This is a genomic window from Arthrobacter sp. AL12, assembly GCF_029960645.1.
In the GTDB taxonomy this organism is placed as follows: domain Bacteria; phylum Actinomycetota; class Actinomycetes; order Actinomycetales; family Micrococcaceae; genus Arthrobacter.
In genome coordinates this window covers 56760-73948 of record NZ_JASBQY010000004.1, presented here as the reverse complement: position 1 = coordinate 73948, position 17189 = coordinate 56760, and the positions used below count along the sequence as shown (strand labels likewise).

General features: G+C 67.3%; 13 protein-coding genes. 10 read left to right on the top strand and 3 right to left on the bottom strand.

The window, feature by feature from the left end:
• Positions 1–205: 205 nt before the first annotated feature.
• The 4 genes from clpX (at position 206) to QK291_RS06295 (ending at position 4875) form a co-directional block, all read left to right on the top strand.
• Positions 206–1486, top strand: coding sequence for an ATP-dependent Clp protease ATP-binding subunit ClpX (gene clpX / locus QK291_RS06310; protein ID WP_282380141.1), 1281 nt, complete (start codon positions 206–208; stop codon positions 1484–1486).
• Positions 1487–1591: 105 nt separating this feature from the next.
• A complete protein-coding gene (locus tag QK291_RS06305; RefSeq protein ID WP_282380138.1) occupies positions 1592–2203 on the top strand; it encodes a DsbA family protein in 612 nt (203 codons plus the stop codon).
• Between the two features lie 391 nt (positions 2204–2594).
• Complete coding sequence (locus QK291_RS06300; protein WP_282380136.1) at positions 2595–4433, top strand: glycoside hydrolase family 15 protein; 1839 nt, start codon at positions 2595–2597, stop codon at positions 4431–4433.
• A gap of 148 nt (positions 4434–4581) precedes the next feature.
• Positions 4582–4875 (top strand): antibiotic biosynthesis monooxygenase family protein, encoded by a 294-nt coding sequence (locus QK291_RS06295; protein WP_282380134.1) that lies wholly within the window; start codon positions 4582–4584, stop codon positions 4873–4875.
• A gap of 97 nt (positions 4876–4972) precedes the next feature.
• Here the strand turns inward: QK291_RS06295 and valS are convergent, their stop codons facing one another.
• Complete coding sequence (gene valS / locus QK291_RS06290) at positions 4973–7591, bottom strand: valine--tRNA ligase (protein WP_282380132.1); 2619 nt, start codon at positions 7589–7591, stop codon at positions 4973–4975.
• Between the two features lie 94 nt (positions 7592–7685).
• On the opposite strand from valS, the gene QK291_RS06285 reads away from it, so the two are divergent.
• Positions 7686–8057: a DUF488 family protein gene (locus QK291_RS06285; protein WP_282380130.1), complete on the top strand. Its 372-nt coding sequence runs from the start codon at positions 7686–7688 to the stop codon at positions 8055–8057.
• A gap of 93 nt (positions 8058–8150) precedes the next feature.
• On the top strand, positions 8151–8924 hold the full coding sequence (locus QK291_RS06280) for an SDR family oxidoreductase (RefSeq protein ID WP_282380129.1): 774 nt from the start codon (positions 8151–8153) through the stop codon (positions 8922–8924).
• A 131-nt stretch (positions 8925–9055) separates the two neighbouring features.
• Here QK291_RS06280 and QK291_RS06275 read toward each other — a convergent pair whose 3' ends face one another.
• Positions 9056–10114 (bottom strand): endonuclease/exonuclease/phosphatase family protein, encoded by a 1059-nt coding sequence (locus QK291_RS06275; RefSeq protein ID WP_282380128.1) that lies wholly within the window; start codon positions 10112–10114, stop codon positions 9056–9058.
• Between the two features lie 327 nt (positions 10115–10441).
• Here QK291_RS06275 and ileS point away from each other — a divergent pair, with 327 nt between their 5' ends.
• The 4 genes from ileS to ndk are packed head-to-tail and all read left to right on the top strand — an operon-like array spanning position 10442 to position 16154.
• Positions 10442–13885: an isoleucine--tRNA ligase gene (gene ileS, locus QK291_RS06270; protein ID WP_282380126.1), complete on the top strand. Its 3444-nt coding sequence runs from the start codon at positions 10442–10444 to the stop codon at positions 13883–13885.
• Positions 13886–13888: 3 nt separating this feature from the next.
• Positions 13889–15247 (top strand): folylpolyglutamate synthase/dihydrofolate synthase family protein, encoded by a 1359-nt coding sequence (locus QK291_RS06265; protein WP_282380125.1) that lies wholly within the window; start codon positions 13889–13891, stop codon positions 15245–15247.
• Between the two features lie 3 nt (positions 15248–15250).
• Positions 15251–15694, top strand: coding sequence for a DUF4233 domain-containing protein (locus QK291_RS06260; protein ID WP_282380121.1), 444 nt, complete (start codon positions 15251–15253; stop codon positions 15692–15694).
• Positions 15695–15734: 40 nt separating this feature from the next.
• Positions 15735–16154: a nucleoside-diphosphate kinase gene (gene ndk, locus QK291_RS06255; RefSeq protein ID WP_282380118.1), complete on the top strand. Its 420-nt coding sequence runs from the start codon at positions 15735–15737 to the stop codon at positions 16152–16154.
• Between the two features lie 145 nt (positions 16155–16299).
• Here the strand turns inward: ndk and QK291_RS06250 are convergent, their stop codons facing one another.
• Positions 16300–16971, bottom strand: a complete 672-nt coding sequence (locus QK291_RS06250) for a vitamin K epoxide reductase family protein (RefSeq protein WP_282380115.1) — start codon at positions 16969–16971, stop codon at positions 16300–16302.
• Positions 16972–17189: the final 218 nt, after the last annotated feature.

Below are 17189 nucleotides of genomic sequence, written 5' to 3'. Positions count from 1 at the left end.
ACGTCACAAGCAGTACCCGACGCCGGTGCGGCCCACTTTTGTGGCCGCACCGGCGTCGGCTTTCCACCCAACAGGCCCAAAGTGACCTAGAGTGGAACATGTCACGGCTGGCGCCTTCCAAGGCGCGTCCGTGATTCCAGTAACGGGTGCAGCGCTGCGCAGGAGTCGAACACGGCCGGCAGCAAGATTCTAAAGGGGTTCACATATGGCTCGGATTGGCGAGAGCACGGATCTGCTGAAGTGTTCTTTCTGCGGAAAGAGCCAGAAGCAGGTTCGGAAGCTCATTGCCGGGCCCGGCGTCTACATCTGCGACGAGTGCATTGAACTCTGCAACGAGATCATTGAAGAAGAACTCGCCGAAGTAGCTGACCTGGGCAGTTTTGAACTGCCCAAGCCCCGCGAGATCTTCGACTTCCTGCAGGAATACGTGATCGGCCAGGAGCCCGCAAAACGCTCCCTCGCCGTCGCGGTCTACAACCACTACAAGCGCATCCAGGCCGGGCACGCCCCCAAGAGCGGCAGCCTCGCCGAGGGCGTCCATCACGACGACGTCGAGATCGCCAAGTCCAACATCCTGCTGATCGGCCCCACCGGCTGCGGCAAGACCTACCTGGCGCAGACCCTGGCCCGCCGCCTCAACGTCCCCTTCGCCGTCGCCGACGCCACCGCGCTGACCGAGGCCGGCTATGTCGGCGAGGACGTCGAGAACATCCTGCTCAAGCTCATCCAGGCCGCCGACTACGACGTCAAGAAGGCCGAGCAGGGCATCATCTACATCGATGAGATCGACAAGATTTCGCGCAAGAGCGAGAACCCCTCCATCACCCGGGACGTCTCGGGCGAGGGTGTGCAGCAGGCCCTGCTCAAGATCCTCGAGGGCACCGTCGCCTCGGTTCCGCCGCAGGGCGGGCGCAAGCACCCGCACCAGGAATTCATCCAGATCGACACGACCAACGTGCTCTTCATAGTCGCCGGCGCCTTCGCCGGCCTCGAGGAGATCATCGGTTCACGGTCCGGGCGCAAGGGCATCGGTTTCGGGGCCCCGCTCAATGAGGTCAAGAACAACGCCGACTCCTACGGCGAGGTCATGCCCGAGGACCTGTTGAAGTTCGGGCTCATTCCGGAATTCATCGGCCGCCTCCCGGTGATTACCACGGTGTCCAACCTGGACCGGTCTGCGCTCATCCAGATCCTGTCCACGCCGAAGAACGCCCTCGTGAAGCAGTACCAGAAGATGTTCCAGCTCGACGGCGTTGAGCTGGTCTTCGATGAGGAGGCCCTGAACACGATCGCGGACCAGGCGCTGGAGCGCGGCACCGGCGCCCGCGGGCTCCGCGCCATCATGGAGGAAGTCTTGCTCCCGGTGATGTTCGACCTGCCCAGCCGCGACGACATCGCCACGGTCGTCATAACCGAAGACGTGGTCTCCAAGAAGGCTGAGCCCACGATGATCGCCCACGACGTCAAGCGCCGCAAGTCCGCCTGATCCGGAATAAACAGGCCCCGCTGCTTGCTGTTCCCTGTGGTGCTCCCGGTCGCTGGTCCGGCGCTGCGCCCTCTTTTTCCCGCAGACTTCCCGAGGAGAACACCTGTGCCTGAAACCAATAAAGCTGACTTCTGGTTTGATCCGATGTGCCCCTTTGCCTGGGTGACTTCCCGCTGGATCAGCGAGGTGGAAGACGTCCGCGACATCGGCACCGAATGGCACGTCATGAGCCTCGCCATGCTCAACGAGGGCCGCGAGGAGCTCCCGGAGGAGTACAAGGCGTTCCTCACCAAGGCCTGGGCGCCGGTGCGGGTCATCACGGCCGCCGCCGAGCAGCACGGCGCCGGGCACGTCAAGGCACTCTATGACGCCATGGGCACCAAGATCCACAATGAGGGCAACAAGGACATCGCCGAAGTCATTTCCAAGTCCCTCGCCGAGGTCGGCCTGCCCGCGGAACTCGCGGCAGCAGGGGAGACCGACAAATTCGACGCCACACTGCGCACGAGCCACGAGGCCGGAATTTCGCTGGTGGGCCAGGACGTCGGCACACCCATCGTTGCCTTCAACGGCACCGCCTTCTTCGGCCCCGTGCTCACTCGCATCCCGCGGGGCGAGGACGCCGGCCGCCTGTGGGACGCGTCGGTGACCCTCGCATCGTTCCCGTACTTCTTCGAAATCAAGCGCAGCCGGACCGAAAGCCCCGTCTTCAACTAGCCGCCCTGGCGGGCCAAAAACGCCCCCGGTGGGCAGCGAAGAGCCCCGGCAGAAACTACTCTGATGTAGTTCTTCCGGGGCTCTTGTGTATCCGGGCGGCCGGGATCACAATTGAACTTACCCACTTCGAAAGAAGCGGGACGCAGGAACCAAAGATTCAGTGACACTCATCCGACGCAGCCTTCGGCAAAGTCAGATGATGGCTACCAGTGACGAGGTAGGAAGACCTGAAAATCCAAGGATCCCGCCAGATTGTCTAAGACGTCACGTGACAATCGAAAAGTCGAAGCCCCACCAACGGCAACACGCTGATGGGGCTTCCCCTTTGCCCAAAAACGGCTTCGCCCAGCACAGCTTCACCGGACCGGCTCAACCCACGGACAGGGTGCCCATGAGCAGTGAACCCATCGCCGACTACGCACTGCTGTCCGACTGCTGCTCCGCGGCGCTGCTCAGCGCCTCCGGCTCCGTTGACTGGCTGTGTTTCCCGCGTTTTGACAGCCCCTCCGTGTTCGGACGGCTGCTCGGCCAGGATGCGGGATTCTGGTCGATCCGACCGGCCGGTGCATGCTCCTCGACCCGCCGCTACCTGGGCCCGACGATGGTGCTGGAGACGGCCCACACCACCCCGGAAGGCGGCGTCACGGTCACGGACGCCCTGGTGCTCGGCGACGGCCGGCGGGGTCATGACCTCGGGGCGGATTCGCCCGGAACCCTGGTCCGCCAGGTGTCCTGCAGCCACGGAACCGTCGACGTCGACATCGTGCTGAGCGCCCGTCCCGACTATGGTCTGTCCCGGCCGCTGCTGTACGCAGAGGATGGCGGCATCCTGATCAGGGCAGGGTCCATGGTGATGTCGTTCTCGACGGCGGTGCCCTTCCAGCTCGGCCCGGACACCGCACAGGCCCGGGTGCGCCTTCGTGCCGGGGACGTTCTCGGGTTCGCCCTCCACTCCCGCCCCGGCGCGGACGGCGGGCCGGTACTGTGGAGCCAGACCGACATCACCCGCCGGCTCGGGGACACGGTGCAGGGATGGAGCAGCTGGTCCGGGATGCACCAGAACTACCGCGGACCGTGGCAGGACCTTGTCGCCGGCAGCGGACGGCTGCTGCAGGCGCTCACCTACTACCCGACCGGGGCAATCGTGGCCGCCCCGACGACGTCGCTGCCGGAGGTCACCGGAGGCACGCGCAACTGGGACTACCGGTATACCTGGATCCGGGACGCGAGCATGACCCTGCAGGCACTCTGGGTGGCCGCCTGCCCGGACGAGGCTGGAAAATTCTTCCAGTTCCTGGCGACGGCGGCGGCACGCCAGCTCGCCGCCGGCGAGGAGCTGCAGGTCATGTTCGGCGTCGGCGGGGAACGCGAGCTGCCCGAACGGAACCTGGCGCACCTGCCCGGCTGGCGCGCCAGCTCCCCGGTCCGGGTGGGCAACGGCGCGTGGAACCAGCGCCAGCTCGACGTCTACGGTGAACTGCTCGACGCCGCCGCCACGCTGCCGGAGTACCTCGCGGAGCTCGCACCGGACACCCGGCGGTTTTTGGCCGACGCCGCCGATGCCGCCGCCTCCCGCTGGCGCTCAGCCGACCACGGCATCTGGGAGGTGCGCGGGGAGCCACGCCACTATCTGCACTCCAAGCTCATGTGCTGGGTGGCCGTCGACCGGGCCATCGGACTCGCCGACATCCTCGGGACGCCCGGGAGGGTCCGGCGCTGGACCGCGGCCCGCGGGCAGATCGCGGCCTCCATCCGCACCGATGGCTGGAGTCCCGCCGCCAATGCCTACACCCAGGCCTACGGCTCCGACGACCTCGACGCCTCGGCCCTGATGCTCGCCATCGTAGGGTTCCTCCCGGCGGACGACCCGCGGATGCGCGCCACGATCGAGGCGGTTGAGCAACGGCTCACAGATTCCCGGGGCCTCGTCTACCGTTACCGGGACGAGGACGGGTTCGCGGGGGAGGAAGGGACTTTCCTGTTGTGCACGTTCTGGCTGGCCCATGCCCTGGCCCTGGCCGGAGAGACGCAACGCGCGCGGGACGTCTTCGATCGGGCCGCCGGGTTCGCCACCGACCTTGGCCTGATGGCCGAGGAGGTCGCACCGGACAGCAGCGAACTGCTCGGAAACTTCCCGCAGGCGTTCAGCCACATCGGCCTCGTCAATGCCGCCTGGGCCATCAGCGAAGCGGAACGGCGCAGCCGGGGTTCCGGGGGGCAGCAGCGGTAGAAGGCCCGTTGAGCAGATCCGAAGGAACAAGCCCGGCGGCGCCGCTGTTGCCTCCAATGGCAGGGCACCGGTCCCGGAGCCGGGAGGTCCAGGCATCCTGCCCGGTAGTGTCCTGTGGCCTTTGCCCACCTGCGAACATTGGAGCGCCATGCCCATTACAGCCCACCTTGACCTGACCCTCAAAGCGGAAGCCCTGCCCACAGCGCCGGCCGTGCTCCGTGAGATCCTCTCCGACACACGGGCGTTCGCCGGATGCCTCGGTGTCGATGTCCTGGTCGACAGCAACGATCCGGCGCACTTTCTTGTGGTCGAACAGTGGGCGTCGCTGGAGCACGACTCCGCCTACCGCGCGTGGCGGGCCGGCGACGGCGCGAGCGGACTGGGGGACATCCTGGCCGCCCCACCGGTGCTGACGCACTTCGAGACCTCCTTCGAGGCCTGAGGCCCGGTCCGCACGACCTTTGGAACAAAAGCGGGGGCTCTCCGCCCGGCCTCAGCCGGGCGGAGAGCCCCCGTTGTGGATGCCGTTACGGCCGTCCTTATGCCTGCGCGGGCTCCTCGGCCGGCGCCAGGACGACGTCGCTGACGGTCAGGTCGCCGTCGCCCACCGCCAGGGTCAGCTCGCGGGCGTTGGCCGCCGCCTTGAGGTCGGCAAGGCCGGCCTTGAGCTGAATGGTGAGGGACTCCGAGGCCGTGATGGTCGCGGACAGCACCTCCGTGCGCTGCTTGACCTTGGCCTCCGACTTGGCCTTGCGGATGCCGCTGAGCGCGGTCCCGACGGTGGCCAGCAGGTTCGTGTCACCGTCGATCGTAATGGCGGACGGCCAGGCGGCGCGGTGCACGGAACCGGTGCGCCACCAGCTCCAGACTTCCTCCGTGGCGAACGGCAGGAACGGGGCGAACAGGCGCAGCAGCGTGTCCAGGCTCGTTGCCAGTGCTGCGAGGACGGACGCCTGCTCGGCCTCGCCGGCGGCACCGTAGGCGCGGTCCTTGATGAGCTCCACGTAGTCATCGGTGAAGTGCCAGAAGAAGCTCTCGGTGATCTGCAGGGCCCGGGCATAGTCATAGTTCTCGAACGCCTTCGTGGCCTGCTGGACCACGTCGGAGAGCTGCGCCAGCACGGCCCGGTCCAGCGGGTTGCCCAGAACGGACAGGTCACCGGACACCACCGAGTTCTCCGTGGCGCCCAGGTTCAGCACAAACTTGGAGGCGTTGAGCAGCTTGATCGCCAACCGGCGGCCGATCTTCATCTGCGCGATCTCGTAGGCCGTGTCCGCGCCGAGCTTGGCCGAGGCCGCCCAGTACCGCACGGCATCCGAGCCGTATTCCTCAAGCACATCGGTGGGGACGATGACGTTGCCCTTGGACTTGGACATCTTCTTGCGGTCCGGGTCCAGGATCCAGCCGGAGATGGCTGCGTGTTTCCACGGCGCGGAGTCCTGCAGGGCGTCGGCGCGCACCGCGGAGGAGAACAGCCAGGTCCGGATGATGTCGTGGCCCTGCGGGCGCACGTCGAAGGGGTAGACCTTGGCGAAGAGCGCCTCGTCGGTGCTCCAGCCGCCCACAATCTGCGGGGTCAGCGAGGACGTGGCCCACGTGTCCAGCACATCGGCGTCGCCGGTGAAGCCGCCCGGCACATCGCGCTGGGCCTCCTCGTAACCCGGAGCCGCGTCCGCGGCAGGGTCCACCGGCAGCTGCGTGTCGGAGGGAACCACCGGTGCGTCGTAGTCGGGGTTCCCGTCGGCGTCGAGCGGGTACCAGACCGGTACGGGCACACCGAAGAAGCGCTGGCGGGAGACCAGCCAGTCGCCGTTCAGTCCGGAGATCCAGTTCTCGTACCGCGACCGCATAAACGCCGGGTGGAACTCAATTTCCTGGCCGCGGGCAATGAGCCGCTCGCGCCGTTCGGCGTCGCGGCCGCCGTTGCGGATGTACCACTGCCGGGAGGTGACCACTTCGAGGGGCTTGTCGCCCTTTTCGAAGAAGTTCACCGGGTGCATGATCTTCTTCGGTTCGCCGTCGAGGAGTCCGTCGGCGGCCAGGAGCTCCACGACGCCTTCCTTGGCGCTGAAGACCGTCTTGCCGGCGATCGACTCGAAGGCGGTGCGGCCTTCGGCGGTGGTGATCCACTCCGGGGTCTCGCCGATGATGCGCCCGTCGCGGCCCACGATCGCCCGGGTGGGCAGCTGGAGTTCCCGCCACCAGGTGACGTCGGTCAGGTCGCCGAAGGTGCAGACCATGGCGACGCCGGAGCCCTTGTCCGCCTTGGCCAGCGGGTGGGCCTTGACCTCGACCTGCACGCCGAACAGCGGGGAGGTGACTTTCTTGCCGAACAGCGGCTGGTACCGCTCGTCGTCGGGGTTCGCCACCAGGGCGGCGCAGGCGGCCAGCAGTTCCGGGCGGGTGGTCTCGATGTAGATCTTCTCGCCGTCTTCGGTGAAGAACGGGTAGCGGTAGTACGCACCGGCGACCTCGCGGTCCTCGAGTTCGGCCTGGGCCACGGCGGTGCGGAAGGTGACGTCCCACAGGGTGGGTGCCTCGGCCATGTAGGCGTCGCCGGCCGCGAGGTTCGCCAGGAAGGCGCGCTGGGAGATCGCGCGGGACTTGTCGTCAATCGTGCGGTAGGTCAGGTCCCAGTCCACAGACAGGCCGAGCGTCTGGAACAGGTTCTCGAAGACTTTTTCGTCCTCGACGGCGAGTTCCTCGCACAGTTCGATGAAGTTCCGGCGCGAGACGACGTCGAAGTCGCGTTGGTTCTTGGCGGGCTCGGCCGGGGGCCGGTAGCCGGCGTCGTACGCGGTGGTCGGGTCGCAGCGCACCCCGTAGTAGTTCTGCACGCGGCGCTCGGTGGGCAGCCCGTTGTCGTCCCAGCCCATCGGGTAGAAAACGTTCTTGCCGGTCATGCGCTGGTAGCGGGCCAGGACGTCGGTCTGGGTGTAGGAGAACATGTGGCCGACGTGCAGCGAACCCGACGCCGTGGGCGGGGGAGTGTCGATCGAGTACACCTGCTCCCGCGTGGTGTCCGGGTTGAACTTGTAGGTCCCTTCGTCAAGCCAGCGCCGGGTGAGGGCGTCTTCCAGCCCCTCGAGGGCGGGCTTGTCCGGAACGTTGATGGGGGCGGTGGTGGGCGTGTCTGTACCCTGCGTGTCTTCAGCCATGGGCCCAATTCTTCCATTAGTTCGACCGTCGAAGACACCGGAGGGGTTGTCCGGGTGTAGCCGGAGCGGAAGCGGCGTGAAGTAGCATGCGCAGATGGGCAATTCTCAGGGAAGTCCTGCCGGACCCTTCGCGATCAAGCGCATCTATGACGAACCCGCGGACGACGACGGCTGCCGGGTCCTCGTGGACCGGCTCTGGCCGCGGGGGATCAGCAAGGAACGCGCGCAGCTGGAGCTGTGGCTCAAGGACGTGGCGCCCTCGCCGCCGCTGCGGACCGGGTTCGCCCATATGCAGGAACGCTTTGCCGACTTCCGGGCCGCCTATGAGGCCGAACTCGACGGCAACCCGGCCGTGCAGACGCTGCGGGACCTGGCCGCCGAGCACGGGAAGGTGACTCTGCTGTTCGCGGCGAGGGACCCGCAGACCAACCATGCCCGGGTACTGCAGGAATTCCTGGCCCGCTGACCGCTCCTGGGTCGGCCGAGTCCATCGGCTTCATTCAGGTTCTCCCGCGGGGGAGCCCGGCGTGGGGGCGGGACTTGCCGTTAGGGTGGTGCCATGACTGAAGGAATCGATATCAAGACATCAGCAGCCAAAGCAGCAGTTGTCACCGGCGCCAGCACCGGAATCGGCGAGGCCACCGTGCGGGCGCTCCGGACCGAGGGGTGGACCGTGTACGCCGTCGCCCGCCGCGCGGACCGGCTGGAGGCGCTCGCTGCGGACACCGGCGCCATCGCGCTGCCGGCGGACGTGACCGACGAGGCCGACATCGCCCGGCTCCTCGATGAGGTGACCCGTGCCGGCGGCGTCGACACGCTCATCAACATCGCCGGCGGCGCCCGGGGCGCGGACAAGGTGGCCGAGGCCAAGACCGAGGACTGGGAATGGATGTTCGAGGTCAACGTCCTGGGCACCCTGAAGCTCACCCGGGCGTTCCTGCCGATGCTGCGGGCCGGCGGTGAAGGCACCGTCCTTAACCTGACCTCGACGGCGGGGCTCTCCGCCTATGAGGGCGGCGGCGGCTACAACGCGGCGAAGTTCGCCCAGCACGCGCTCACCGGCGCCCTGCGCCTCGAGGAGGCCGAGCACAACCTCCGCGTGATCGAGGTCGCCCCCGGCCTGGTCCAGACGGAGGAGTTCGCGCTGAACCGCCTCGGCGACCAGTCGGCCGCCGCCAAGGTGTACCAGGGCGTCGAGAAGCCCCTCACCGCGGCGGACGTCGCCGACGTCGTCCGCTACGCCGTCACCGCGCCCCACCACGTCAACCTGGACCAGATCGTGATCCGCCCGGTGGCGCAGGCCGCCAACCACAAACTGATCCGCAAGGCCTAGCCTTCAGCCCCGGCGCGCCGCATACCGGGAGGCGGCCCAGCGCTTACCCGGCCCCGGAGCGGCAACGCGGGGTCACGTTCGGCCTATAAACCGGGCGTTTATGGGCCGAAAGTGACCCCGCGTTGCGTGGCTCAGCCGGTGGCCGGGACGGTGAGCGTGGCCATGATGGCGGCGTGGTCCGTCCCGGGCACGCGGTGCACGGCATAGTCCGCGCTGCGCACCGACGGGCTGGTCAGCACGTGGTCGATCGTGATGCCGGGGAGGAACAGGTCACCCATCGGCCAGGTGGGGACCAGGCGTGAGCCCGCGGCCGTTCCCACGTCCACCAGTGTCCGGGCCCCACCCTGCAGGATCTCCCGGAACTCGGCATGGTCATAACTGGCGTTGAAGTCGCCGGCCAGCACCACGTTCCCGGGCTGTGACGCGAGCCGGCCGAGGGCCGCCAGGTCGCTGCGCCACTTCGGCAGGCCCACGCCCACGGGTGCACGTACGTGGACGTTCGTCAGTTCGACGACGGCGCGTCGCCCGTTGGCCTCGGCGGTGAGCCGGATCAGCGGCATCGGAAAGTGGGAGTCGGGTACTTCCCCGGCGGCAACGAGTCCGTGGACCGAGTAGACGGCAGTGCCGGCGGCGCGGCCTGCGGGATCGCTGATCCTGTTCGGCAGCAGAGCGGGCAGACCCGCAGCAGCCAGCCGGTCCTCGAGGCCCTGGGTGTACTCCTGGAGGGCCAGCAGGGTGACGCCGTTCGCGCGGACCAGCCTGACGATTTCCGCCGCGTCCGCTTTGCCCAGTTTGGCGTTCAGGCTCATGGTCCGCAGCTCCACTGTTCCGTCCTCGGCGTTAGCGACAGCATCCGGCGCGGGGCCCGCCGCGGGGTCCGTCGCTGGGCGGGCGTAGTCCAGCGGGACCAGCCAGAAGAGCTGTACGGCGACGAGGCCGGCCGCGGCGCCTGCCATCCACCGCCGCCGGCCCAGCACTGCGAACAGCAGCGAAGCGCCCGCGGGCAGCACCAGCCACGGTGTGAAGGACACCAGCTGGACCGCGGTGATGGGCCATTCGCGCGGCACGGCACGGAAGACCGAGACCACCACAACGGGTGCCGCCGCCAGCCCAGCCAGCCACCGCCAGCCGGCGGCTGCCCCGCCCGCCGGCATTCGCGGGGCAGCGCGGCCCCGGGTCCGGAACATCATGGGATTCAGTGTAGGCATTGCAGGCCCGTTCCAGTTGTTAGACTTCTTACAGCAGCTTTGACCCGGCCATCACCGGTGAGCTTCCGGAAGAACGCCCCGGCGCCACGAGTTTCCCGCAACATAGTGCGCCAGGGCCGGTAGAACCGGACGGGTAAGCCCGTCACAGCAGTAATGAGCGGCCGACGCCGGTGCTCTGTCCCGCTGAGGGGCCCGGCGACGGTAAGTGAGGTGGTACCGCGGTGCCGGTGTTGTCGAAAGACAGTGCAGGGGCCGTCCTCGCATCCTGAATGAATCCTTTTGTTCACCAGCTCAACCCAGGATGTCGAGATGACTTATTACCCGAAGGCCTCCGCCGCCACGTCCGGCGCAGGCGCCACCACCTCTGCTTCCAGCGCAGCGTCCAACGCAGCTTCCAACACCTCTGCTTCCAGCGCAGCGTCCAACGCAGCTTCCAACACCTCTGGTGTGTCCGCCTCCGTGAGGTTCCCGGAGGTCGAAGAGCGCATCCTCAAGTACTGGGACGAGGACGGCACCTTCCAGGCCAGCATCGACCAGCGCCCCTCTGACCTTCCTGGCGGGGAGCGTGGCAGCAACGAATTCGTCTTCTACGACGGTCCCCCCTTCGCCAACGGCCTGCCGCACTACGGCCACCTGCTGACCGGCTACGCCAAGGACCTCGTGGGCCGCTACCAGACCCAGCGCGGACGCCGCGTCGAGCGCCGCTTCGGCTGGGACACCCACGGGCTGCCCGCCGAGCTGGAAGCGATGAAGCAGCTGGGCATGACGGACAAGACCCAGATCGAGGCCATGGGCATCGACAAGTTCAACGACGCCTGCCGTGCCTCCGTGATGAAGTACGCCGACGAGTGGAAGAGCTACGTCACCCGCCAGGCGCGCTGGGTCGACTTCGAGAACGACTACAAGACGCTCAACGTGGAGTACATGGAGTCCGTGCTCTGGGCCTTCAAGCAGCTGCACGAAAAGGGCCTCACCTACAACGGCTACCGCGTGCTGCCGTACTGCTGGAAGGACGAGACGCCGCTGTCCAACCATGAACTGCGCATGGATGACGACGTCTACAAGAACCGCCAGGACCAGACCGTCACGGTCACCTTCCCGATCACGGCAGGGGAGTCGGAGCTGTCCAGGCAGCTCGCCGGTGTGCAGGCGCTCGCCTGGACCACCACGCCCTGGACGCTGCCCACCAACGCGGCGCTCGCCGTCGGGCCCGCCATCAAGTATGTGGTCCTGCCGGCCGGACCCCACGGCGTCAAGGCCGCCACCACGGACGCACCCGTCACTGGCAGTTTCCTGCTGGCCGCGGAACTGCTCGGCGCCTACGCCAAGGATCTGGGCTACGGCGACGGCGCCGAGGGTGCCGCCGCGGCCGAGGCCGCGGTCACCTCCAGCCACACCGGCACCGAACTCGAGGGCCTGACCTACGAGCCGCTCTGGGACTACTTCGCTGACGACGAGAAGTACGGCAACCAGAACGCCTGGCGCTTCCTTGTGGCCGATTACGTCACCACCACCGACGGTACCGGCCTGGTCCATCAGTCGCCCGCCTACGGCGAGGATGACCAGAAGGTCTGTGAAGAGGCCGGCATCCCCGTCGTCCTCTCCGTGGACGAAGGCGCCAGGTTCCTGCCGTTGTTCAGCCACGGCCCGCTGTCCGAGATCGCCGGGCTGCAGGTTTTCGAGGCCAACAAGCCGATCACCCAGGTGCTCCGCGCCCAGGGCCGGCTGGTCCGCCAGGCCAGCTACGAGCACAGCTACCCGCACTGCTGGCGCTGCCGGAACCCGCTGATCTACCGCGCTGTGTCCTCCTGGTACGTCGAGGTCACCAAGTTCAAGGACCGCATGTCCGAGCTCAACGAGGACATCAATTGGATCCCGGGCAACGTCAAGGACGGCCAGTTCGGCAAGTGGCTCGCCAACGCCCGCGACTGGTCGATCAGCCGGAACCGCTACTGGGGCAGCCCCATCCCGGTCTGGCAGTCCACCGACCCGGACTACCCGCGCACCGACGTCTACGGCTCGCTCGCGGAGATCGAGGCCGACTTCGGCCGCCTGCCGCTGAACAAGGCCGGCGAGGTGGACCTGCACCGGCCGTTCATCGACGAGCTCACCCGCCCCAACCCGGACGACCCCCGCACCCCGGCGGAGGGCCAGTCCGTGATGCGCCGCGTCGAGGACGTCCTGGACGTCTGGTTCGACTCCGGCTCCATGCCCTACGGCCAGGTCCACTACCCGTTCCAGAACGAGGAATGGTTCGACACCCACAACCCCGCGGACTTCATCGTCGAGTACATCGGCCAGACCCGCGGCTGGTTCTACATGCTGCACATCCTCTCCACCGCGCTGTTTGACCGGCCGGCGTTCCGCAATGTCATCAGCCACGGCATCGTGCTGGGCTCGGACGGGCAGAAGATGTCCAAGAGCCTGCGCAACTACCCGGACGTCTCCGAGGTCCTGGACCGCGACGGCTCCGACGCGATGCGCTGGTTCCTGATGTCCAGCCCGATTCTGCGCGGCGGCAACCTCGTCGTCACCGAACAGGGCATCCGCGACGGCGTCCGCCAGGTCATCCTGCCGCTGTGGAACGTGTACAGCTTCTTCACGCTGTACGCGAACGCGGCCGGCGCAGCCGGTGGACAGGCGAAGGGCTACGACGCGCAGCTGCGCTACGACGGCTACGCCGACACCCTGGACCGGTACCTGATGGCCAACACCGGGGACCTGGTCCGGAACATGACCGCGCAGCTGGACAGCTACGACATCTCCGGCGCCTGCGATGAACTGCGCAGCTACCTGGACATGCTCACCAACTGGTACGTCCGGCGCAGCCGCCAGCGCTTCTTCGACGAGAACGTGGACGCCTTCGACGCCCTCTACACCGCGCTGGAGACGGTCTGCCGGGTCGCGGCCCCGCTGCTGCCGCTGGTTTCTGAGGAGATCTGGCGCGGCCTCACCGGCGGGCGCTCCGTGCACCTGGCCGACTGGCCGGACGCGGAACTGTTCCCGGCCAACCCGGGCCTCGTCGAGGCCATGGACCGGGTCCAGCAGATCTGCTCCACCGGCTCCTCGCTTCGCAAGGCCGCCAACCTGCGCGTCCGGCTGCCGCTGCAGGAACTCACTGTCGTGGCACCCGGCGCGGACGCGCTGGAAGGCTTCGCCGCCGTCGTCGCCGATGAACTGAACCTGCGCTCCGTCCGCCTGCTCGACGCCGACAGCGCCTCCCCGGCGGAGTTCGGCATCGAGCAGAAGCTCGTAGTGAACGCCCGGGCCGCCGGCCCGCGGCTGGGCAAGAACGTCCAGCAGGCCATCAAGGGCGCCAAGTCAGGCGACTGGTCGCTCAGCGACGACGGAGTGGTCACCGCCGGCGGCCTCGAACTCGAGCCGCAGGAATTCACCCTGGAAACCGTCGTGGCGGAAGCCGCGGACGGCGAGGGATCTGGTCCTGCCACAAGGGCAGCCGCGGTCCTGCCCGGCGGCGGCTTCGTGGTCCTCAACACCGAGGTCACCCCCGAGCTCGAGGCCGAAGGGGCGGCCCGCGACATGGTCCGCGCCATCCAGCAGGCCCGCAAGGACGCCGGACTCAACGTCAGCGACCGGATCCGCACCACCGTCACCGCACAGCAGGACGTCATCGACGACCTGCTGGCCAACGCGGAACTCGTCAAGACCGAAACCCTGACTATCGAGCTGGAAACTGTTGCGGCCGACGTCAAGGAACCCCAGGTCAGCGTTGCCAAGAAAGTTGAGGCGTAGTCCATGACCGACGAATTCTCCGTAGAAAGCGTCTACGCCGAGCTGCTGGGCCGGGCGCCGGAAAACAAGATGGAACCGCGGCTGGCCCCGCTGCACCGGGCCATGGACATCCTGGGGGAGCCGAACAAGGCGTTCCCGATCATCCATGTCACCGGCACCAACGGCAAGACCTCCACGGCCCGCATGATCGAGGCCGGGCTGCGCGCGCACGGGCTCAGCACCGGGCGGTACACGAGCCCGCACCTGTCCAAGGTCACCGAGCGGATCAGCATCGACGGCGCCCCGGTGCCGGATGAGACCTTCGTCCGGATCTGGGACGAGATCCGCCCCTACCTGGCCATCGTGGACAGCGAACTCGAGGCCGAAGGCCAGCCCCGGCTGACGTACTTCGAATGCCTCACCATCCTGGGCTTCGCCGTCTTCGCGGACCAGCCGGTCAACGTCGCCGTTATCGAGGTGGGCCTGGGCGGGATCACCGACGCGACCAACGTCGGCGACGGCCAGGTCTTTGTGGTCACCCCGATCTCGCTGGACCACACGGAACTGCTGGGCGACACCACCGAGGACATCGCCCACGAAAAGGCTGGCATCATCAAACCCGGCGGCTTCCTGGTCAGCGCCGCGCAGCCCCGCGACGCGGCCCAGGTGCTGCTGGAAAAAGCCAAGGAAACCAACGTCCCGTTCCGCTTCGAAGGCGTCGAGTTCGGCGTCGAATCCCGCACCGTGGCCGTCGGCGGCCAGATGGTCACCATCCAGGGCATCGCGGGCCGCTACGAGGACCTGCTGGTGCCGCTGCACGGCGCGCACCAGGCGGAGAACGCCGCCGTCGCGATCGCCGCGCTAGAGGCCTTCTTCGGCGCCGAAAAGGCGCTCGACGCCGGGCTGGTGCAGGAGGCGTTCGCCTCCGTCACCGCGCCGGGCCGGCTGGAGGTGGTTCGCACCGCGCCGACCATCATCGTGGACGCCGCGCACAACCCCGAAGGGATCCGGGTCTCCGCCGAGGCCATCCACGAGGCGTTCAGCTTCACCAAACTGGTGGTGGTGGTCGGGGTCCTGCGGGAAAAGGACGCCGAGGAAATCCTCCGGCAGCTCAAGGAATTCCTCGGCGACCTGGCCGCCGAATACTGCTTCACGCAGTCCAACTCGCCCCGCGCGGTTCCGGCCGAGGACCTGGCGGAACTCGCGCTGGAGCTCGGTTTCGGCGAGGACAACATCCACGTGGCGGAGAAGCTCGACGACGCCCTCGAATGGGCCGTGGAACGCGCCGAAGCCAACGACGACCTCGCCGGCGGCGTCCTCGTCACCGGGTCCATCACGCTCGTCGCGGAAGCCCGGATCCTGCTCGGAAAGGCGGAGGCGTAGCCCATGGCGAAACTCACCAAAGCCCAGCGCGACTGGCAGCCCGGCATGCCCAAGAAGCGCCGCTCCACCAAGGTCCTGTTTGCCTCGACGGTGCTGCTGCTGGAAGCTTTTGTGGTTCTTTTCGGCATCCTCACCGTCTTCGGGCTGCGGCGGGATGAATTCCCGCCGGTCCTGATCTTCGCGGTCGGGATCACGCTGTGCCTGGTCTACGCCCTGACCTGCGCGGTGCTGACCAAACCGTGGGGAGTGGCCCTCGGCTGGATCCTGCAGATCGTGCTGATCCTGACCGGCATCCTGGAGCCGGCCATGTTCCTGGTCGGCGGCCTCTTCGCCGTGGCCTGGTGGTACGGCATCCGCACCGGCATCCGGATCGACCGGGAGGCCGCCCAGCGCGAACGCGATCAGGCCGCCTGGGACGCAGCCCACCCCGAAGATCAAAGCAACTAGACTTATTTCCGAATCCCGCCCCCAACACATTGGAGCAGCTGTGAGCATTGAGCGCACCCTCGTCCTGATCAAGCCCGACGGCGTCACCCGCAACCTGACCGGCAGCATCCTCGCCCGCATCGAGGCCAAGGGCTACACCCTGGCCGAGCTCAAGAAGGTCGACGCGAGCCGCGAACTGCTCGAGCAGCACTACGAGGAGCACGTGGGCAAGCCGTTCTACGAGCCGCTGGTCGAGTTCATGCTCAGCGGACCTGTGGTCGCCGCGATCTTCGAGGGCCACCGCGTGATTGAGGGCTTCCGCTCGCTCGCCGGCACCACGGACCCGACGACGGCGGCCCCCGGGACCATCCGCGGCGACTTCGGCCGCGACTGGGGCCTGAAGGTGCAGCAGAACCTGGTCCATGGCTCGGATTCCGTGGAATCAGCGGAGCGCGAGATCAAAATCTGGTTCCAGGACTAACCTCCGGACCCACCCTTGCCTCCGGACCCACCCTTCCGCCGAGGTGACAGTTATGGCCCATGTTCGTGACGAACATGGGCCTTAACTGTCACCTCGCGGAGGTTGGACGCGGGTCGTGCGCCCCGTAGGTCTGCGGGTCGTGCGCCTAGTAGCCGGAGGTCCCGATAAAGACCTGGATGAAGGCGAAGAAGATCGTGGCGATCACGGCGACGTAGAGCAGCGCCGTGATGATCCAGCCCGAGTCGCCCAGGACCCGGGTTGCGCCCGCGGGCAGGCGGATCATGCCGTGGGTCACGTTGCGGACGGTGACCCAGACAAACAGGGGAATCATCGCCGCCCAGACGACCATGCAGAACGGGCACAGGATGTGGATGGAGTACAGCGCCTGGGACCAGAGCCACACCACGAACGCGAAGCCCAGCGTCACGCCGGCCTGCAGGCCCAGCCAGTACCAGCGGGCAAACGAGGCGCCCGCGAGCAGGCCCATGGCCGTGGTGATGATGACGGCGAACGCCACAATCCCCATGAACATGTTGGGGAAACCGAACACCGAACCCTGCCAGGTCTGCATGACCTGCCCGCAGGAGATCCAGGGGTTCACATCGCACACCGTCACATGGCTGGGATCCTTAAGGACCGCCAGTTTCTCCAGCACCAGCGCCCCGGAGGCAAGCCAGCCGACGACGCCGGTGATCAGCAGGAGCCACGCGAACGGACGGTCGCGGGTCATCGGAGGCAACGGCCGTTCAGCGGCCAACTCACTGGAGCCTTGCTGCTGCGCGGCCGCCTCACTGGTGGCACTGGAGATGGTGGGCATGGAATGAAAGTCCTTTGGTCGGTGCAACTGGTCCGATTCTATCGCCGGAGACTGGATGAAGCCGGGGAAGTGTGGTGCGGTCCCCAGTGATTCGGTCCACGGTGCAGGCCGGATGCCTCCCTTACGCCTGATTTCGCAGGTCCTGTGAGACAATGATCGTGGCTGGAACCCGATCCACATCCGGATTCCGGTCCGGCGACTTTGTTCCCAAGACCGCC

What these genes read in the sequence shown, in the direction of transcription:
- clpX (WP_282380141.1), top strand. Translation starts at nt 206, where the DNA reads ATGGCTCGGATTGGCGAGAGCACGGATCTGCTGAAGTGTTCTTTCTGC.
- QK291_RS06300 (WP_282380136.1), top strand. Translation starts at nt 2,595, where the DNA reads ATGAGCAGTGAACCCATCGCCGACTACGCACTGCTGTCCGACTGCTGC.
- QK291_RS06295 (WP_282380134.1), top strand. Translation starts at nt 4,582, where the DNA reads ATGCCCATTACAGCCCACCTTGACCTGACCCTCAAAGCGGAAGCCCTG.
- valS (WP_282380132.1), bottom strand. Translation starts at nt 7,591, where the DNA reads ATGGCTGAAGACACGCAGGGTACAGACACGCCCACCACCGCCCCCATC.
- QK291_RS06285 (WP_282380130.1), top strand. Translation starts at nt 7,686, where the DNA reads ATGGGCAATTCTCAGGGAAGTCCTGCCGGACCCTTCGCGATCAAGCGC.
- QK291_RS06280 (WP_282380129.1), top strand. Translation starts at nt 8,151, where the DNA reads ATGACTGAAGGAATCGATATCAAGACATCAGCAGCCAAAGCAGCAGTT.
- QK291_RS06275 (WP_282380128.1), bottom strand. Translation starts at nt 10,114, where the DNA reads ATGATGTTCCGGACCCGGGGCCGCGCTGCCCCGCGAATGCCGGCGGGC.
- ileS (WP_282380126.1), top strand. Translation starts at nt 10,442, where the DNA reads ATGACTTATTACCCGAAGGCCTCCGCCGCCACGTCCGGCGCAGGCGCC.
- QK291_RS06265 (WP_282380125.1), top strand. Translation starts at nt 13,889, where the DNA reads ATGACCGACGAATTCTCCGTAGAAAGCGTCTACGCCGAGCTGCTGGGC.
- QK291_RS06260 (WP_282380121.1), top strand. Translation starts at nt 15,251, where the DNA reads ATGGCGAAACTCACCAAAGCCCAGCGCGACTGGCAGCCCGGCATGCCC.
- QK291_RS06250 (WP_282380115.1), bottom strand. Translation starts at nt 16,971, where the DNA reads ATGCCCACCATCTCCAGTGCCACCAGTGAGGCGGCCGCGCAGCAGCAA.